General features: G+C 43.1%; 18 protein-coding genes. 12 read left to right on the top strand and 6 right to left on the bottom strand.

The genetic code is table 11. The features are described from left to right. Positions 1-118 precede the first annotated feature (118 nt). The gene (locus DC094_RS22050; RefSeq protein WP_158527236.1) at positions 119-442 is read left to right on the top strand and encodes a Rossmann-fold NAD(P)-binding domain-containing protein; all 324 of its coding nucleotides are present in this window, start codon (positions 119-121) and stop codon (positions 440-442) included. Positions 443-559: 117 nt separating this feature from the next. After that, positions 560-1,510, top strand: coding sequence for a hypothetical protein (locus tag DC094_RS22055; protein ID WP_158527237.1), 951 nt, complete (start codon positions 560-562; stop codon positions 1,508-1,510). A gap of 93 nt (positions 1,511-1,603) precedes the next feature. Here DC094_RS22055 and parE read toward each other — a convergent pair whose 3' ends face one another. Next, the gene (gene parE / locus DC094_RS06185) at positions 1,604-3,493 is read right to left on the bottom strand and encodes a DNA topoisomerase IV subunit B (protein WP_116686264.1); all 1,890 of its coding nucleotides are present in this window, start codon (positions 3,491-3,493) and stop codon (positions 1,604-1,606) included. Next, positions 3,486-4,076, bottom strand: coding sequence for a YqiA/YcfP family alpha/beta fold hydrolase (locus DC094_RS06190; protein WP_116686265.1), 591 nt, complete (start codon positions 4,074-4,076; stop codon positions 3,486-3,488). The genes parE and DC094_RS06190 overlap by 8 nt, the downstream gene beginning before the upstream one ends. Positions 4,077-4,402: 326 nt before the next feature. Here DC094_RS06190 and DC094_RS06195 point away from each other — a divergent pair, with 326 nt between their 5' ends. Next, positions 4,403-4,957 (top strand): porin family protein, encoded by a 555-nt coding sequence (locus tag DC094_RS06195; protein WP_116686266.1) that lies wholly within the window; start codon positions 4,403-4,405, stop codon positions 4,955-4,957. A gap of 38 nt (positions 4,958-4,995) precedes the next feature. Here the strand turns inward: DC094_RS06195 and cpdA are convergent, their stop codons facing one another. From cpdA to DC094_RS06210, 3 genes are all read right to left on the bottom strand, one after another. Continuing rightward, positions 4,996-5,811 (bottom strand): 3',5'-cyclic-AMP phosphodiesterase, encoded by an 816-nt coding sequence (gene cpdA / locus DC094_RS06200; protein WP_116686267.1) that lies wholly within the window; start codon positions 5,809-5,811, stop codon positions 4,996-4,998. Positions 5,812-5,831: 20 nt separating this feature from the next. Further along, a complete protein-coding gene (locus DC094_RS06205) occupies positions 5,832-6,179 on the bottom strand; it encodes a DUF1249 domain-containing protein (RefSeq protein WP_158527238.1) in 348 nt (115 codons plus the stop codon). A 192-nt stretch (positions 6,180-6,371) separates the two neighbouring features. After that, on the bottom strand, positions 6,372-7,010 hold the full coding sequence (locus DC094_RS06210; RefSeq protein WP_116686269.1) for an NUDIX domain-containing protein: 639 nt from the start codon (positions 7,008-7,010) through the stop codon (positions 6,372-6,374). Positions 7,011-7,297: 287 nt separating this feature from the next. Between DC094_RS06210 and DC094_RS06215 the strand changes: the two genes are divergently transcribed. Beyond that, entirely contained in the window at positions 7,298-8,680 is a 1,383-nt protein-coding gene (locus DC094_RS06215) for a TolC family outer membrane protein (RefSeq protein WP_116686270.1), read from the top strand. A gap of 137 nt (positions 8,681-8,817) precedes the next feature. Here the strand turns inward: DC094_RS06215 and waaA are convergent, their stop codons facing one another. Next, the gene (gene waaA, locus DC094_RS06220) at positions 8,818-10,122 is read right to left on the bottom strand and encodes a lipid IV(A) 3-deoxy-D-manno-octulosonic acid transferase (RefSeq protein ID WP_116686271.1); all 1,305 of its coding nucleotides are present in this window, start codon (positions 10,120-10,122) and stop codon (positions 8,818-8,820) included. Positions 10,123-10,309: 187 nt separating this feature from the next. Here waaA and pseB point away from each other — a divergent pair, with 187 nt between their 5' ends. The 8 genes from pseB (at position 10,310) to hisF (ending at position 18,329) form a co-directional block, all read left to right on the top strand. Next, positions 10,310-11,311 (top strand): UDP-N-acetylglucosamine 4,6-dehydratase (inverting), encoded by a 1,002-nt coding sequence (gene pseB, locus DC094_RS06225; protein WP_116686272.1) that lies wholly within the window; start codon positions 10,310-10,312, stop codon positions 11,309-11,311. Beyond that, complete coding sequence (pseC, locus tag DC094_RS06230) at positions 11,302-12,456, top strand: UDP-4-amino-4,6-dideoxy-N-acetyl-beta-L-altrosamine transaminase (protein WP_339374119.1); 1,155 nt, start codon at positions 11,302-11,304, stop codon at positions 12,454-12,456. Before pseB ends, pseC begins: the two co-directional genes overlap by 10 nt. After that, positions 12,453-13,142, top strand: a complete 690-nt coding sequence (gene pseF, locus DC094_RS06235; protein WP_116686274.1) for a pseudaminic acid cytidylyltransferase — start codon at positions 12,453-12,455, stop codon at positions 13,140-13,142. Before pseC ends, pseF begins: the two co-directional genes overlap by 4 nt. Next, a complete protein-coding gene (gene pseG, locus DC094_RS06240; RefSeq protein ID WP_116686275.1) occupies positions 13,142-14,698 on the top strand; it encodes a UDP-2,4-diacetamido-2,4,6-trideoxy-beta-L-altropyranose hydrolase in 1,557 nt (518 codons plus the stop codon). Before pseF ends, pseG begins: the two co-directional genes overlap by 1 nt. Positions 14,699-14,711: 13 nt before the next feature. Further along, positions 14,712-15,770: a pseudaminic acid synthase gene (gene pseI / locus DC094_RS06245; RefSeq protein ID WP_116686276.1), complete on the top strand. Its 1,059-nt coding sequence runs from the start codon at positions 14,712-14,714 to the stop codon at positions 15,768-15,770. A gap of 63 nt (positions 15,771-15,833) precedes the next feature. After that, positions 15,834-16,973, top strand: coding sequence for an N-acetyl sugar amidotransferase (locus DC094_RS06250; RefSeq protein ID WP_116686277.1), 1,140 nt, complete (start codon positions 15,834-15,836; stop codon positions 16,971-16,973). Positions 16,974-16,977: 4 nt separating this feature from the next. Beyond that, on the top strand, positions 16,978-17,589 hold the full coding sequence (gene hisH / locus DC094_RS06255; protein ID WP_116686278.1) for an imidazole glycerol phosphate synthase subunit HisH: 612 nt from the start codon (positions 16,978-16,980) through the stop codon (positions 17,587-17,589). After that, positions 17,583-18,329 (top strand): imidazole glycerol phosphate synthase subunit HisF, encoded by a 747-nt coding sequence (hisF, locus tag DC094_RS06260; RefSeq protein ID WP_116686279.1) that lies wholly within the window; start codon positions 17,583-17,585, stop codon positions 18,327-18,329. Before hisH ends, hisF begins: the two co-directional genes overlap by 7 nt. The last annotated feature ends 23 nt before the right edge of the window (positions 18,330-18,352 follow it).

Below are 18,352 nucleotides of genomic sequence, written 5' to 3' on the forward strand. Positions count from 1 at the left end.
GTGCTCTACGCCGACAATTTCCATTCAATAATGCCGATATTTTATTCGGTGAACAGCAACATAAAAACCATTCAGCAGCCGTTTTTAATTAGTGTCCTTGCGCCACTTGAAGTCACCGATGCATTGTTGGCAAACGGCAATCTGTAAAACGGCAGTAAAGTCAGTATTGTGCCCTGCCGCATGGTACCAATCACTGGTAACGACTCGGGCGGGCGCTATGGTTATCGCATGCCAAAAACTGCAGCTCGCAGTCTATCTGGCAAGCAAAGATATTACTGTCGCCCTGCTTCACCCTGGCTGGGTACAAACCAGAATGGTTGGCTTTGGTGGTTTAATATCACCACAAGAGTCCGCCAGCGGATTAGTTAAAGTTATAGCGCAGTTGACTCAAAAGAATAGCGGTGGGTTTTGGCATAGCAATGGGGAAACGCTGCCTTGGTAGCCAATGACAAACAGTAAATTAGTCTCTTGTAAAGTAAGCGCTTTTAAAACTAGATCATTGTAATATTTCGCTACTAAAGTATCCTTGCCATGTTTTTTACGGGAGAGATAATTCAAAATGAAAAAAGTAATTTTAGCAATTTTAGTATCTAGTGCATTGGTAGCGTGTGGAGGCGGTTCAAGTGGAAGCTCTGATCCAGTAAATACAGGTACTGAAACAGGTACTGAAACAGGTACTGAAACAGGTACTGAAACAGGTACTGAAACAGGCACTGAAACAGGTACTGAAACAGGCACTGAAACAGGCACTGAAACAGGCACTGAAACAGGCACTGAACAACCTGTTTTTTCGATTGAAAAGTTTAAGGGGAAAGCCTCAGAACCGACCATTCAAACTGTTTCACTTGATACTGGCGATCAGATTGAACTGAATAGCAATCTGCAAGCCACTATTGCTCAAGGTGGTGCATCGACTTACACCTATACAGCTGCTGTTGATGGTAAAGTGGCTGTGGTAATGGAAGGAACTAGCTACAACTTTGCTCTTAAAGTTACTGGCTATCAAACAGACTTGGAATCACCTTATTCGGACACTTTTAAGCAATATTTAGTTTTTGAAGCATTACAAGGCCAAGCCTATCCAATTATTATTGAAGGACAAAGCAGCGCTAGCTTTAAATTAAAAGTGACTGAAGCAAATAGAGAGACTATTGGCGCTGTTGGCGATGAATTATATTTTCAGGGTCAAGATAGCAGTATAACAACCTGTAGCAATGGCGAAAGTTACGATGAATCTGGCTTAAACCATATTTTCATCAACTATACCGAAAAATATGCTCAGTATGGCGATAGGACTGATGAAAAAGACAGCTTTGTTGTTAACGGTAATGTTGCTTCGGCTAGCAACACTGATGAAGATGGCGAAACATACAATGGCACCTTCACCATTACTGATACTGAAGCCGGTACCGTTGTTCTTGAAGCAACTGGCACATATGATCCTGACACCCCTAGTCAAGGAGTGACTTGTACTGGCACAACCAAAATGACGGGTAAATTTTTGCTGTAATAAATCGCCCATATTCGATTTAATTTTTCCATAAAAAAACCTGCTAAAAGCAGGTTTTTTTATTGAAGCTTTAAAAATTTATATTAAAGGCTTCTATTTTTCCAAATCAGCTAAATCACCCTTATCTTCCAGCCAGCTTCTGCGTTCTGAGGCGCGTTTTTTGGCCAATAACATATCCATTAATTGCATAGTGCCTAATTCATCTTCAATAGTCAGCTGCACTAAACGGCGGGTATCCGGCACCATGGTGGTTTCACGTAATTGCGACGGGTTCATTTCACCCAAGCCTTTAAAGCGCTGTACGTTAACCTTACCTTTTTTCTTTTCAGCGACAATTCGGTCTAACACGCCATCCTTTTCGCCTTCATCTAGCGCATAAAAGACTTCTTTACCGATATCAATTCGGTACAAAGGCGGCATAGAAACATAGACATGGCCATTAGTAACCAATGGGCGGAAATGCTGTAAGAACAAGGCGCACAACAGTGTTGCAATGTGCAAACCATCGGAGTCGGCGTCAGCTAAAATACAGACCTTGCCATAACGCAGGCCGGTTAAATCATCACTCGCTGGGTCAACACCTAAAGCGACTGCAATATCGTGAATTTCTTGGGAGCGTAATACTTCAGAAGAATCAACCTCCCAAGTATTTAGAATTTTACCCCGCAGCGGCATGATCGCTTGGAATTCACGGTCACGGGCTTGCTTGGCAGAACCACCAGCAGAATCACCCTCTACTAGGAATAGTTCCGAACGCATGGGTTCTTGGCCAGAACAATCGGCTAGCTTACCCGGCAATGCTGGCCCCTGAGTGATTTTTTTACGGGCAACCTTGCGACCGGCTTTTAATCGTTTCTGAGCGCTATCAATAGCTAACTCGGCAATTTGCTCGCCAATTTCATGGTTCTGATTAAGCCATAAACTGAACGAATCTTTTACCACGCCGGTGACAAAACCGGCACATTGGCGTGAAGATAACCGCTCTTTGGTTTGGCCAGAAAACTGTGGGTCTTTTAATTTAACTGATAACAAATAACTGCAACGATCCCAGATATCTTCACCGGTTAATTTAACCCCACGTGGTAGCAGTTTTCTAAATTCACAGAATTCACGCAGCGCTTCTAATAAACCGGTACGAAAACCATTAACATGGGTGCCGCCCTGAGCAGTTGGAATTAAATTAACGTAAGATTCATTAATTAAATCGCCACCTTCTGGCAACCAACAAACCGCCCATTCTGCTGCTTCATCATTACCCGATAAATTGTCAGAAAACAATTCTACCGGTAAGCGTTCAAAGCCCTTTAATGATTCAGATAAATAATCACTAATACCCGCTTCAAAACACCATTCAATCGGTGTTTCATTCGGCGTACTCAGTGTTACCGTTAATCCTGGGCATAATACCGCTTTTGCTCGCAACAAATGCTTTAAACGGCTAACTGAAAAACGCGGACTATCGAAATATTTTGCATCTGGCCAAAAGTGAACCTTAGTACCGGTATTTTTTTTGCCTACTGTGCCAATTTCTTGCAGATCAGATGTTTTAAAACCATCGGCCAATTCCAGCTTATAAACCTTGCCATTACGACGAATCGTCACTTCCATTTTATAAGAAAGCGCATTGACCACCGAAACACCAACGCCGTGCAAACCACCAGAAAATTGGTAACTGTCGGAAGAGAACTTACCACCGGCGTGTAACCGGGTCAGGATCAGCTCGATACCAGGCACGCCTTCTTGTGGATGAATATCCACCGGCATACCGCGGCCATTATCGGTGACTTCTAATGAGCCATCTTCGTGCAACACCACATCAATTTTGTCGCACCAGCCGCCCATGGCTTCATCGACACTGTTATCGATAACTTCCATGCCCAAATGGTTCGGCCGCTGGGTGTCGGTGTACATACCCGGACGAACCTTTACTGGCTCAAGTCCCTTAAGTACTTCAATGGCTTCAGCGTTGTACTGTTTACTCATCTGCGGTTAATCCCTTTTCCCCGAAAGCCAGAATTTCGGGAATTCTTGTCTGAAAATTTTGATAACTATGATCGCCACCTAGAATCACATCCAGTTGGCAATGCTGATATTTGTCTGCCGCTTGCTGCCAGTCGAGCACTTCATCACCGGTTTCCAGCCACAACCAAAGGTCTTTTGGCTGGGAAAACTGTTCGGTTTCCAGTGCTTTTAACTGCTGTAGATGAGTCTCGGTTAAACAATAACCTTCATCGGTATACAGGTTTTGGTTTTGCCCTAAGTAGCTCTGCAACAACTGATATGGCCTGGCTGCCGGATTGATCAAAATTGCTTTGAGCGAATAGCGACTTGCCAGATACGCTGCATAGTAGCCGCCCAACGAGCTGCCGATCAACAATGGCTTTTGATCCGCTGGCGCATTATCTACCAAGGCTCGCAGTTGTTCCATGGCTTTGGCCGGCTCATGGTGTAAATCCGGCACCTGATAGCTGACATCAGGACGATGCTGTTGCAGCCATTGCGCTAATTGTTGCGCCTTGGTAGAGCGAGAAGAAGAATTGAAACCATGGATATAAATAAGTTGCATATAAGCGCCTGAGTCGAAGCGTTATGTTCATACGATGCGAGCATTTTAACATTGTCGCGATTCGTTTTACTCATGGCGACCACAATGTGACGATGACATATGTAGATCACTTCCCTTGCACGATGATCTAAATGAGCCATGAAACTATATAAAAAATAACAACTTAACTATCTTGTCAGACTTAAGCTCTTCGCACGAAACATTAAAGTCGATGTAAAGTAATGCCTACCATCATCTAAGCCTACTATTTAGACTCACACGCATTGAAAGTACAATGCGCACCCTTTAAAATATATAACACTTTGTAGTCAAAAAAAGATGTAAAAATGAAAAACTTATTATTAGCAAGCGTTATTGCCGCCTGCTCCTTACCCGCAACCGCTGAAAATTATGTTGATATTAATTTAGATTTTCTTACTTTTAAAGCAAGCGGACTTGATAATGTATCTAACCAAGTTTTAAATTTTGGCTTTGGTCAAAAGCTGAACGACAACCTAGCGATTGAAGCATCTTTAGGTTTCGGTATTGGTGATGACACCGTTTCTGAAGAAGGTATTAGTGCAACAATTAAGACTAACTCTCTACTTGCTTTGAACTTGATTGGTCAAGCACCTATTTCAGAAAAGCTATATGCTCAAGCAAATATTGGCTATTCCAGAATTGATGCTAAAACAACTGCAAATTACACGTATTATGACGGCTACAGCACTGCTAGTGTTTCCGGAAGCGCATCTGATAGTGAAAGTGCTTTTGGTGCAGGTGTCGGTTTGCAATACAGCCTAAACTCACAAACCAATTTACATGCAAATTATAAGTATTTGGGTAAGTTTGAAGAAGTTAAAATTAGTGGCTTTCGCGTAGGCGCTAGCTACCAGTTCTAATTTTTGGCTCTTATAATTAGGCAAAGCTATTGCTTTGCCTAATACCCTTCACTTTCTAACACTACTTGCTGTTGATATTCAGCAATCCGAGAAACACCCGTTTTAATCGTTCCATCATTGGATAACTCCATCCACCGGTAACCCGGCGCAAGCGTATCTACCGCGAATTCATCACTAGCGGGTAAAAATTGAATACAGGTAGAGGGTGCAGAAAACAATTGTAAGTGCTGGTATTGACGGTGAAATTCTTGGTGAATATGCCCCCAAGTAACTGCTCTAGTATTTGGATATTGGGTTAAGATATCGAGTAATTGCTGGCCATTACGACAATTAATATTATCCATCCATTGGCTACCAATTTTAACCGGATGATGGTGCATACAAATTAAACTATATCTTTCCGGTGATCTTTTTAGGCACGCTTCTAAAAAATCCAATTCAGATTGCTCAAGAAAACCATGCACTTCATTGGGCACTTTGGTATTTAATAAAATTAATTGCCAAAACTCACCGGCAAACAATTGTTTGGTTCCAGAAAAATAACCATCCGATAACTGCTGCATTTTTTTCGGATCATCATGATTGCCTGGTAACCAGCAACCTCTTCCGCCTATCGATGCAACAGTTTGCTCTAACCTGCGATAGGTTAATTCATCGGCTTCTTGCGCTAAATCTCCGGTAAGCAACAGCAAATCTGGATCCGGATGATCCTGCCGCACTTGAGCCAGCACTTGCTGCAAACTTTGCTGGGTATTAATCCCCAGTAACTGGGTTTGCGGGTCTGTAAACAAATGGCTATCGCTGATTTGAATCAGGCGAATAGGTTGATTGGAGTATTCATCCGGTGAAATCAAAAGACCTTCCTTTTGCTAATCTATTTTATTCTCGGCACAGGCTCTGAAAGCCAACCATGCTGCAAACATAGTTCAAGCCACTCAGCTAACAACTGGTTTTGCTGCACTTTTTCGTCCGGCTGTAACATTTTTGGATTGGGCCACTCATAACAGGTTTTTATGTTTCGTACATTCTGATAGCCGGTCACTTCGGCTAGCCTAGCATCATGGTAAAGCCGTAATTGCATCACAATATCAGGCAACCAAAAAGCCTGCTTTTGTGGTTGCTGCAATTCCAGCATGGTGGTGTAACGGCAACGCTGGGTCACTTTGATTAGCAAACGATCCGCCTGTTCACCTACCCCCCAGTTTAAATGAGCACTATCCAAGGCGTCTGCTGGGTTATTCACAGAATTTGAATTGATGCTTGTTGGAGGTATCTCAGATAGCGAAGACTCCTCTAGCAAAGACCTACCTAACAAAGCCTCGGGCATTACTTTAAGCAGCCGACGATAATTCACTGCACACAGTGCCTGAAGCCCACTAAGATCAATAACTTTCTTTCGCTTGCCTTGTAGCAATTAACTAATACCCCAAGCTGCCTTTAACTTTTGCTGATTCAATTGTAGCCATTGTACCGCGATGACAGTGGCGGCATTATTCAGTCGCCCTTGGGCCAATAGTTCGATCGCTTCTGAAAAATCGATTAGATGAACCTTGATATCTTCATGCTCGCTTGCCAAACCAAAAATACCTGGCTGAATCTTACAGGCATCCATTCGACCACAGAACAGACTGATTTTTTCGCTACAACCACCTGGGCTACTCCAGTAATCCATCATCGGCTCGATATCTAACAGCGAACAGTTAGCCTCTTCAACCGCTTCCCGATAAGCAACATCGGCTGGGTCTTCGTCAGGTTTGTCTAACATACCGGCAATAATTTCCAACAACCATGGCTGAGGATCGCCAGCGCTCACCGCGCCCACACGCAACTGCTCTATTAACAAAACCTGGTCAGTTGCTGGGTCCCAAGGCAGAACGGCGGCTGCATGCCCTCGCTCAAACACTTCTCGATGCATTGGCTGTGACCAGCCACCACCAAATAAACGATGCTTCAAGGTCAGCTTGTCGACCTGAAAAAAGCCTTTGAATGCGACCTGCCGATCAACCACTTCAACATCAGATAACTTGAAATGTTTTTTATTTTTCAGCGACATAAATCTCTTCCTTAAAACAGCAACAACGGTCGCTATTAATGATTTAACAAATGATATGATCTATTTCTTCTGGTCATCGATCTGGATGAGTTTGACTCTCTAAATCTGCAAGCTGGCCTATTAAGCCTGCCTAACTTACAACAATAAATAGCTTAAACAACAGATCACCAGTTACGGAATCATAGATAGCTGCCACCGTGGCTGTTTTTCTGGTTTAATAGCGAACTGCATGTCAGGCATTCGGCCTGATTGACTGAATTCGCAAGCCTTTTCGGAAGCATACAAAGATGATCAAACAAATCCTGTCCAGCGGCGCACTTTGCCTAGCGCTGGTTTCCATGCCCCTGACCCTACAGGCTGCAAACAACGAGGATCTGCTGAGCATTTTCAGTCAAGCACAGCAAAATGACCCTCAACTGCGCAGTTCAGAAATTAATAAGGAACTGGAAGCGGAAAATATCAACCTTTCCAAAGCTCAGTTTTTACCTACCTTAGGTGCCAGTGCATCAGCCAGCCGACAAGAAACCGATGGTTCTGGTGGAGAAATTATCCCAACTGCGAACCTCGATCCCAGCGATAGCTTTCAACAAGGCGTTGCCAGTTATATTAACGGATTAGGTGCTGGCAGCCGCGAAGTCGATACGCAATCCTATGGTTTGAGTTTGCGCCAATCAATTTATAACCATGCCAACTATGTCACCCTCGACCAGGCTCGGTTACGCCAGCAGCAAGCCAATATTCAATACCAATCAGATTGGCAGCAACTGGCAATTCGTACCGCCAGCGCCTACTTTGGTGTTCTGCAAGAACAAGTCAATCTAACCACCACTAAGGCACAGCTAGAAGCTACTGAACAGCAGCTAGAAGAAATCGAACAGCGTTTCAAAGTCGGCCTAATTGCTATTACCGACCTTGAAGAAGCCAAAGCCCGCTATGACTTAGTTACTGCGCAGCAAATTGCCGCCGAAGCTGCGTTGGATAACAGTAAAGAAGCATTACGCGAAATTACCGGTAAAACGCCTTCTGATTTAGCCGATACGATTGAAGAAATGCCATTAGATGCACCGGCGTTTTCTGCCGCCAACGACTGGGTATTAAAAGCCACTCAAAACAACACCCAACTTAAAGCGGCCCGTAAAGGACTCGATGTTGCTCGCAAAGAAATTGCCCGCACCCGCACTGGTCACTTGCCAACACTAGACTTCAGCGCCAGCTATCAAAAAACCCAAGGCGATAGCGAGAATGATGTAACCGCCTATGGCTTGAGTCTGAACATTCCGATTTATGCCGGTGGTGCAGTGAGTACACAAACTCGCCAAGCAGCATTACGTTTTGACCAAGCTCGCCAGCAATACGAACAAAGCTACCGACAGCTTGAACGTAATACTCGTGAAACCTTCCGAAACCTGATTTCTTCAGTCGCGCAAATCAAAGCATTAAAGCAAGCCGTTCGCTCTAGCGAAAGTGCACTGGAAGCAACGCAAGCTGGCTTTAATGTGGGTACTCGTACCGTTGTTGAAGTGTTAAACGCCCAAACCAGTTTATATAGCGCACGCCGTGACTATGCTCAGGCACGCTACGGTTATTTGTTAAATCGCTTGCAGCTAGAATTCACCGTCGGTGATTTGACTGAGCAAGATATTAAGCAAACCAATAGCTGGTTGAAGTAGCTAGTTATAATGAAAAGGCGGCTGATGCATTTTGCATCAGCCGCCTTTTTTTGTGCGTAAGTTTAATAAGTCGAAGGCGCAATCAGACACTTTTTAATTTATTGAAAGATGTCTGATTTCGTTAACACTCATCAAATCTACAGCAGATGTTTAATTAGCTTCATCACACGATCTATTGCACCACGGTTTTGTTCGATAAATGCTTTTGCAGCATCACCCGCCTGCTGTTTTGCGGCCACGTCGGTTAACCATTGGCTGATTTGTTGCTGCAATTGCTGACCATCGCCAACCTGTTTTAACCCACCGCAATTTTGTAACTTCTGGCTAATGTCTAAAAAGTTAAAACAAGACTGCCCCGTCACTACTGGCACACCCCATAACGCTGGCTCCAGCATATTGTGGCCACCGGTATCGACCAAGCTGCCACCAACAAAGGCGATATCAACCAGGCCAAACATCAGGTTCATTTCACCCATGCTATCGCCCAACCAAACCTGATCTTTTTCAGTCGGTATTTGACCGTGTGATCGGCGGACTTTAGTTAAACCTACTTGATCAATCATATCGGCCACTGCATTAAATCTTTCCGGGTGGCGCGGCACTAAAATCATCAATAAATTAGGAAACTGTTTTAATAATTGCTGGTGCGTTTGCAGCAAAATTTCATCTTCGCCAAGCCGGGTGCTGGCAGCAATCCAAATCGGGCGATCACCCAACTGCCGTTTTAGTTCTGCCGCAGTCGTCTTTAATTCATCTGACAAACTATGGTCGAATTTTATACTGCCGCAGGCTTGGGTATTAATTGCGCCGAGCGTTTTAAACCGTTCAACTTCTTGTTCAGTCTGAGCCGCAATCATATCGACCCCAGCAAACATCGGCCGGGTTAAACCTGAAACCTTCGCATAACCCTTGGCTGAGCGTTCTGAAAGCCGGGCATTGGCCAGCAGCATTGGAATCTTGCGAACATTGCATTGAGCAACCCAGTTTGGCCACAGCTCGGTTTCCATCACAATCGCCAACTGCGGTTTGAAATATTTCAAAAAGCGCCCAGTTGCCGTCGGCAAATCCCACGGCGCATAGACATGCAGCACCTGCTTGCCCAATTGCTCCTTATACAAATCTTGCACCCGAGCCGAACCGGTTGGCGTCATGGTAGTGATTAGCAACTGATGATTTGGATAATCTGCTAGCAAGCGCTTCACCAAAGGCACCGCTGCCAGGGTTTCTCCTACTGATACCGAATGAACCCAAATGACAGGCTTGCTCGCTGCTACCCGATAAAAACCCAGCCGCTCGCCAACACGTTTACGATACTCAGGGGACTTGATACCGCGATACCAAGTGCGCAGGAGCACCACTGGCAACAACAAAACAAACAGTAAACTGTATAAAAAACGTAAGGAAAACAAAGTAGCCACAAGCTGTATTAATAATGTCGGCATTATTCTAACAAACCCCAGAGCTTTATGGTGATTAACAAATATCTGTTGTAAGCAAGCACCTATTTAAAAAAATCCTGCGATTACACCATATTCTTTACAATGTTTGAGATATAATCGCCCCCTTTCAGCCGCCTAGGCTCAAGTTTGAAGTACTAGCATTTGTAGTTGCTAGGCATTGGGTAACGTAATGTTCAACAATAAAACGATTTTGATTACCGGTGGTACCGGCTCTTTCGGCAAAAAATACACCAAAACGATTCTTGAGCGGTATAAGCCCAAGCGCTTGATTATTCTATCTAGAGATGAGCTGAAGCAGTTTGAAATGCAGCAGACTTTCAACGATCCATGCATGCGCTACTTCATTGGCGATGTTCGTGATGCTGAACGTATGATGCAAGCCATGCGTGGCGTAGATTTCGTCATTCATGCAGCAGCACAGAAGCAGGTTCCTGCCGCTGAATACAATCCAATGGAATGTATTAAAACCAACATTCATGGTGCTGAAAATGTTATTAAGGCAGCCATAGCGAATAACGTTGATAAAGTGATTGCACTTTCCACCGACAAGGCCGCAAATCCAATTAACCTATACGGCGCAACCAAGCTTGCTTCGGATAAATTATTTGTTGCTGCCAACAATATCTCTGGCGATGTAAGAACGCGCTTTGCAGTGGTGCGTTATGGCAATGTTGTTGGATCCCGTGGCTCAGTGGTTCCGTTCTTTAAGAACTTGATCGCCGATGGTGCAACTGAATTACCGATTACCCATGCAGAAATGACCCGCTTTTGGATCACCCTTCAGCAAGGTGTCGATTTCGTATTAAAGAACTTCTCCAGAATGCATGGCGGCGAAATCTTCGTGCCTAAGATTCCATCCGTTCAAATTATGGATCTGGCAGAAGCTTATGCCCCAAGTGTTAAAGCAAAAATCATTGGTATTCGTCCGGGTGAAAAGCTGCATGAGATTATGTGTCCAGCGGACGACTCTCACTTAACGCTTGAATTTGAAGATCACTTTGTTTTACGTCCAACTATCATCTTCTACCACGTAGAATATGACTATACGGTTAATAATTTGAAGGAAGTGGGGACGCCAGTAGATCAAGGCTATGAGTACAATTCAGGTAGTAATCCTCATTTCCTGAACATTGAAGAAATTCGCGAGTTTGATAAACAAGCATGCCTATGATCCCCTACGGCCGTCAGAATATCTCGCAAGAAGATATTCAGTCAGTTGTTGCGGTCCTTGAGTCAGATTTTCTGACTCAAGGACCACAGGTCCCTGCCTTTGAAAAATCAATGGCTGATTACTGTCAGGCTCAGTTTGCTCTGGCTGTGAATAGCGCAACATCTGCTTTGCATATTGCTTGCCTTGCTCTGGGTGTTGGCAAGGGTGATCGGGCCTGGACGACTCCCAATACATTTGTCGCCTCTGCAAATTGTGCCCTTTATTGCGGTGCTGATGTTGATTTTGTCGACATTGATCCTGTGACGTTCAACCTGTGTCCATTAGCGCTGGAAAAGAAATTACTTCAGGCAGCCCGCGATAACTGTTTGCCTAAAGTAATTATTCCGGTTCACTTCAGTGGTTTGCCCTGTGATATGCAGGCAATTAAACAGCTGGCGGATCAATACCAGATTAAAATTATCGAAGATGCTTCTCATGCAGTCGGTGGAAAATATCTCGGTAATCCTGTTGGCCACTGTGAGTTTTCAGACATTACAGTGTTCAGCTTTCATCCGGTAAAAATTGTCACTACTGCAGAAGGTGGAATGGCATTAACCAATCAACCAGAATTAGCAGAAAAAATGGCGCTTTACCGCAGCCATGGTGTGACTCGAGATCCAGACCTGATGCAGGGTGAAAGTGATGGCCCTTGGTACTACCAGCAAGTAGATTTGGGCTTGAATTACCGAATGACTGAACTGCAGGCAGCGCTGGGGTTATCCCAGGTGACCCGATTAGATCAGTTTGTTTCCAAACGCCATCAGATCGCTGATCGCTATGACCAATTATTATCAAGCCTGGATGTGGTAAGCCCAACACGTACAGAGCAAAGCTATTCCGGTTTGCATTTATATGTCATTCAGGTGCCTGCTGAAAAACGTTTGTCATTATTTAAATATTTACGGGCAGAAGGCGTGGGTGTAAACGTACATTATATTCCTGTACACACTCAGCCTTATTATAAAGAGATGGGCTTCAAATCTGGCGATTTCCCCGTTTCAGAAACCTATTACAGCCAAGCTATTTCCCTGCCGATGTTCCCGGATCTTAGCCAGCAGGATCAGGATTTTGTAGTTCAAAAATTGGCGGAAGGGCTTTGTAGATGAAAGTAGCGATTATTCCAGCTCGTGGCGGCAGCAAAAGAATCCCACGAAAAAACATTAAGTTATTTCATGGAAAACCTTTAATTGCTTATTCAATTGAAGCTGCGATTAAAAGCGGTGTTTTTGATCGAATCATTGTGTCGACCGACGATCAGGAAATTGCTGACGTTGCAAAATCTTATGGTGCAGAAGTCCCGTTTCTTCGGCCAGATACTTTGTCTGACGATTTTGCCACAACTGCAGCAGTCATGAGCCATGCAATTGACTGGGTTTCAACACATATTGAGCCAGTAGAATATAGCTGCTGTATTTATGCAACCGCACCTTTTTTATTGCCTGACGATATTTGTAGTGCTTTTAACAAACTACAACAATCGTCAGCAGAATATTGCTTCAGCGTTGCCAGCTTTCCTGCACCAATCCAACGAGCACTTAAGCTGGGTGAGCATGGTGAAGTTTCCATGTTCCAGCCGGAGCACCTGGAAACACGTTCTCAGGATCTACAAGAAGCCTGGCATGATGCCGGGCAGTTTTATTGGTCCAAAAGCGATATCTGGGCCAGAAACCCTAAAATATTTTCAGAAGCATCCGTTGCTTACCCTTTGCCTAGACACAGGGTTCAAGACATAGACACACCTGAAGACTGGCTGCGTGCTGAAATTATGATGAAAGCGATGGAGCTTGCCTGATGCGTGTAGTTTTCCGGTGTGATGCAGCAACGCATATCGGCACAGGTCATGTGATGCGTTGCCTCACATTAGCAACGGCATTAAAAAACCTCGGCCATGAGATTCTTTTTATTAGCCGCGCTCACACCGGTCACTTGCATGATTTTATACTCGAAAAAGGATTTCAGAGTATTTTACTAACAGCTGCTGCCGATGTTGATTCAAAAACTGATTCAGAAGTTGATTCAAAAATAGACACATCCCATATTCCACATGGATATTGGTTAGGCGTGTCTCAAGCTCAGGATGCAACAGAAACGCTTCAGGTAATTAATAAATGGGGAACTCCTGACTGGCTGGTGGTTGACCATTATGGCCTTGATGCCAAATGGGAATCCGCGGTATCTCATCCGCTTGACTGCCGCTTGCTAGTGATAGATGACCTTGCTGACAGACGCCATACTTCATGTTGTTTACTGGATCAAACATGGCAAAGGCATGAAAAAGATTATCAGCCTTTTCTGGAACAAGGATCTATTGCTTTATTGGGCAGCCCTTTCATGCTGCTACGTTCAGAGTTTTCCAGGTTACGTCAAACTGAAAAGACCACATCAAAAAGAATTACCATTAATTTTGGTGGCGGTAACCCACAAAACAGTTTGCAAAAAGTACTTTCACTTCTTGCAACCCAGGCAATACCTGAAGACTGGTCAATTGATCTTGCACTCGGCCCAAATGTTGAAGTAGATGAAGCGCTTCGGGATTTAATTAATCAATTACCTGTTACTTTACATCAGCCTGCTCATCACCTTGCAGAGTTGCTGCATCAGTCGCATTTTGCCATTGGTGCTTTAGGTGCAACAACATGGGAAAGATGCTGCTTGGGAGTACCTTCCATTGCAATGTGTCTTGCCGACAACCAGAAGTTTTTAAGCCAACAATTAGAAAAAACAGGCGCGATGTTTGTACTTCCTGAAAATTATCAGGATTCTGAATTTCTCAATTATTGGCAACAGTTAATTGATGACAACAGTGATACCCACCAGAAAATGCAAAAAAGAGCCCGTACGATTTGTGATGGGCTCGGTGTGAAAAGGGTATCGCAACTCATGTCGACAGCCCTCGATAGCAACACTAGCCTCAGGCTAGCGCAACTAAACGAAGGTGACATCAGAAAAGTCTTCGATTGGCAACTTTTACCTGAAACCCGTGCATTTTCCAGAAATCAGACGCCACCATCGTGGAGTGAACACTCAAAATGGATGATGTCGCAGCTAGCATCAAAAGAATGCCACTTTTATTTCATTTCCTGGTTAAATGAAGACTGCGGCATTGTCAGATTAAATAAAAAAGACTCTTTTGAATGCGAAGTTTCAATATTTCTCGCCCCTGAATATTTTGGTAAAGGAATTGCTAAAACCGCACTGGATCTAGCAAGCACACTACACCCTAATATTAATATTCAAGCCTATGTCATGCCTGAGAATAAAGCTTCATTATCTTTATTCAAAAAAGCGGGATATATCCCGATTGGAAATGACTGGTATAGCAAACCAGCTAACGCCCTCCCGCTTTGATTGGAAGTTTAAAATGAACAAAAAAGAAATTATTATTGATGGCCGAAGCATTGGGCCAGACCATCCTCCTTATATTATTGCAGAATTGTCAGCTAATCATAACGGCGATATACAACGCGCTTTCCAGATTATGGAAGAAGCCAAGAAAGCCGGCGCTGATGCGATAAAGCTGCAAACCTATACCCATGAAACCATTACCATGGATTGTGATTCAGAAGAATTTCAAATTCATGGCGGGCTATGGGATGGTCAAACTTTGTATGAATTATACAAAGGTGCTCATATGCCATGGGAATGGCACAAACCTTTATTTGAGAAAGCTAAAGCGCTCGGCATTACTATTTTTAGCTCTCCTTTTGACTTTACAGCCGTTGATTTACTAGAAGAATTAAATGCTCCTGCATATAAAATTGCATCATTTGAAGTGATTGATTTGCCGTTAATCAAACGAGTTGCTCAAACAGGCAAGCCAATGATTATATCAACTGGCATGGCTAATAAAGCAGAAATAGAGCAAGCAATTGCCACAGCAAAAGAAAATGGCTGTACAGAGCTGGTTGTTCTTCATTGTGTTAGTGGCTACCCAGCGCCCGCCGATCAATATAACCTTAAAACCATTGTCGATATCGCCGAGCGCTTCAATGTATTATCTGGGCTTTCAGACCACACAATTGATAATGCAACAGCAGTAGCATCTGTTGCTTTAGGAGCATGCATCATTGAAAAACACGTCACTATGGACCGAAATGGCGGCGGTGCCGATGATAGTTTTTCACTTGAACCTAAAGAATTAACTTCACTATGCAAAGACTCTAAAACAGCTTGGCAAGCGCTTGGTAATGTAAATTATGAGCGGACAGCAGCTGAACAAGGCAACGTAAAATTCAGGCGTTCTCTATATGTTGTCCAAGATATTAAAGCTGGAGAAAAATTTACAGCTGAAAATGTCCGAAGTATTCGCCCTGGATTTGGACTAGCACCTAAGTTTTATGAATCAGTTTTAGGAGAAATAGTTTCACAAGATATCTCCAAAGGCACCGCCTTAACTGAAGATCACTTGATCAAAAATTAATCATGATACTGCTTTGATTTACACTTCGCCTCATTTGGTGTCAGAAATATTTAAAGGTTTTCTATGCAATATTGTAATAAATGTATTATGCCAGCTACTAGGCCGGAACAGGTATTCACAGATGGTATTTGTGATGCTTGTCATTCAGCTGTCGATAAGCACGACAAAATCGACTGGGATCAAAGATCAGTAGAATTTGAAGAAATTCTTAGCAAATATAGAGGTGATGGGTCTCGCTACGACTGCATAATCCCTGTTAGTGGCGGAAAAGACAGCTGCTATCAAGCTATTACAATGCGCGATAAGTATGGTATGACTCCTCTTTGCGTCACTCATACACCTTGTGATTTGACTGAAGTTGGGCTGAAAAATCTTAACTTCTTACGTGATCAAGGCTTCGATTTAATTCAAATTTCAGGCAATCGAAAAAGTTATAAAGAACTAGTTAGAATTGGCTTTTTCAAACTAGGTGACTGCTGCTGGCCAGAGCACATTGGAATATTTACAGCCCCGGTTCGCATTGCTGTAAACTACAAAATTCCTTTACTAATCTGGGGCGAAAACTCTCAATTTGAATATGGCGGCCCTGCAGCTAAAAAAGAAAACAACTTTCTTGACCGCAACTGGCTAGAACAGTTTCAAATGAGCGGTCATAGGTTATCAGATGTAGTCCATGACGGCGTTGAATTAAATAGCATTAAAACTCTACTTTACCCCGACGATGAAGAGGTAAATGAAGTTGGCGTAACTGGGTTATTTCTCGGCTACTTCGAAAAATGGGATTCAAAAAGAAACACTGATATGTGCTGCAGTATGGGTTGGAACAAAAATCCAGATGGCCCGGTTGAAGGTGCATACAATGATTTCGAAAATCTGGATTGCAAGTGGATTGGCGGGCTTCATGACTACATGAAGTTTATTAAATACGGCTATGGCCGAGCGACTGATCAGCTTTGCATTGAAATTCGCGCAGGTAGAATGACTCGTGAAGAAGCGGTAATAGCACTGAGAAATTCTTCAGAAGGCCAAGTGCCATGGAAATATATTCCAGATTTGATGGAATACTTGAACATTACCAAAGAAGAATTTACAGGAAATCTTGATCGATTCACAAACAAAATGATTTTTGAACGTGATGATGAAACAGGTCAACTGATTAAAGATGAAGATGGCAATCTGATTCGTCGTTTCTTCCCAGGTTAAAATCATGCTGAAAATAGTTGATTTACAAGTTGGAAATATTGGCAGCGTAATAAAAGCAGTCAAACAATTAGGCTTCCCCTATGAAGTCATTGATAGCCCTTCGGGGCTATCAAATGCTACGAAAATTTTACTACCAGGCGTTGGTAATTTTTCAATGGCTGCCACAAGACTTAGAGAATCTGGATTTTATTCAGAAATCCGAAAAAAAATATTGGACCAGAACATTCCAATACTTGGTATTTGCGTTGGCATGCAACTATTAGCAAAGTCAGGTGAAGAAGGAAATGGCAACACCGAAGGGTTAGGTTTTTTTGATGCAAAAGTCAAAAAAATAAACAGTTTAAATAAGACTCTTTTGGTACCCCATGTTGGTTGGAATGATGTAGACACAAAAAACCTTCCTATTTTCAATGGAATTGAAAACAATAGCTGTTTTTATTTTGTGCACAGCTTTGCTATGAAGTTAAATGAATCAGTCAATGTCGCCTATACCGATTATGGCGAAAACGTAGTTGCTTACGTTAATAAAAACAACATTCATGGCGCACAATTCCACCCCGAAAAGAGCCAAGATGTTGGATTAAAATTTCTAAGGAATTTTATTGAGTCATGCTAAGAAAACGAGTTATTCCAATTGTTTTACTTGATGGATTCTCTGTACTAAAAACAGTTAAGTTTGATGTGAGAAGAAACCTAGGTAGCCCTGTTACAGTTATGCGTACCTACAATACGCGTAATGTTGACGAGTTAGTGTTACTGGATATTGATGCATCAAAACAAAATCGTGCCATCGATAAATTTACTATTCAGGAAATTGCTCAAGATTGCTTTATGCCACTGACAGTTGGCGGAGGAATTCGTAGTAATGACGATATTAGAGAGTTACTCAAGCGTGGTGCAGACAAGGTTGCAATTAACACTCAAGCACTTCTGAAACCGGCGTTTATTACCGAAGCTGCAGAAGAATTTGGTGCTCAGTGTATTGTTGTTTCTATTGATGTTGTAGAAGAAGACGACAAATTCTATGTCTACAGCAATGGAACAATTCAAACAGAGCTAAATCTGCTTACTTGGATCAAACAGGTTGAAGCTTTAGGTGCAGGCGAGATTCTGATCAACAATGTCACTCGCGACGGTTCAATGGAAGGTGCTAACGTTGAACTTGCTGATATCGTTTCCAAACTAGTTTCGATACCGGTGATCTATGTTGGTGGTGTAAGTAGCCCTGAAGATGCTGCTGCAATTGCTGAGACCAATGTTTCAGCTGTTGGTATTGCGAGTATTTTCCACTTTACCGATGCGACACCAAATGATTGTCGCATGGCAATGAAAAACAAAGGAATTCCTGCCAGATAAAATAATAAGGAGGCAATAAGTAG

The organism is Pelagibaculum spongiae (assembly GCF_003097315.1).
GTDB classification, from domain to species: Bacteria; Pseudomonadota; Gammaproteobacteria; order Enterobacterales; family Pelagibaculaceae; genus Pelagibaculum; species Pelagibaculum spongiae.

Coding starts and splice junctions, on each gene's coding strand:
- DC094_RS22050 (WP_158527236.1), top strand. CDS start 119: ATGCATTGTTGGCAAACGGCAATCTGTAAAACGGCAGTAAAGTCAGTA.
- DC094_RS22055 (WP_158527237.1), top strand. CDS start 560: ATGAAAAAAGTAATTTTAGCAATTTTAGTATCTAGTGCATTGGTAGCG.
- parE (WP_116686264.1), bottom strand. CDS start 3,493: ATGAGTAAACAGTACAACGCTGAAGCCATTGAAGTACTTAAGGGACTT.
- DC094_RS06190 (WP_116686265.1), bottom strand. CDS start 4,076: ATGCAACTTATTTATATCCATGGTTTCAATTCTTCTTCTCGCTCTACC.
- DC094_RS06195 (WP_116686266.1), top strand. CDS start 4,403: ATGAAAAACTTATTATTAGCAAGCGTTATTGCCGCCTGCTCCTTACCC.
- DC094_RS06210 (WP_116686269.1), bottom strand. CDS start 7,010: ATGTCGCTGAAAAATAAAAAACATTTCAAGTTATCTGATGTTGAAGTG.
- DC094_RS06215 (WP_116686270.1), top strand. CDS start 7,298: ATGATCAAACAAATCCTGTCCAGCGGCGCACTTTGCCTAGCGCTGGTT.
- waaA (WP_116686271.1), bottom strand. CDS start 10,122: ATGCCGACATTATTAATACAGCTTGTGGCTACTTTGTTTTCCTTACGT.
- pseB (WP_116686272.1), top strand. CDS start 10,310: ATGTTCAACAATAAAACGATTTTGATTACCGGTGGTACCGGCTCTTTC.
- pseC (WP_339374119.1), top strand. CDS start 11,302: ATGCCTATGATCCCCTACGGCCGTCAGAATATCTCGCAAGAAGATATT.
- pseF (WP_116686274.1), top strand. CDS start 12,453: ATGAAAGTAGCGATTATTCCAGCTCGTGGCGGCAGCAAAAGAATCCCA.
- pseG (WP_116686275.1), top strand. CDS start 13,142: ATGCGTGTAGTTTTCCGGTGTGATGCAGCAACGCATATCGGCACAGGT.
- pseI (WP_116686276.1), top strand. CDS start 14,712: ATGAACAAAAAAGAAATTATTATTGATGGCCGAAGCATTGGGCCAGAC.
- DC094_RS06250 (WP_116686277.1), top strand. CDS start 15,834: ATGCAATATTGTAATAAATGTATTATGCCAGCTACTAGGCCGGAACAG.
- hisH (WP_116686278.1), top strand. CDS start 16,978: ATGCTGAAAATAGTTGATTTACAAGTTGGAAATATTGGCAGCGTAATA.
- hisF (WP_116686279.1), top strand. CDS start 17,583: ATGCTAAGAAAACGAGTTATTCCAATTGTTTTACTTGATGGATTCTCT.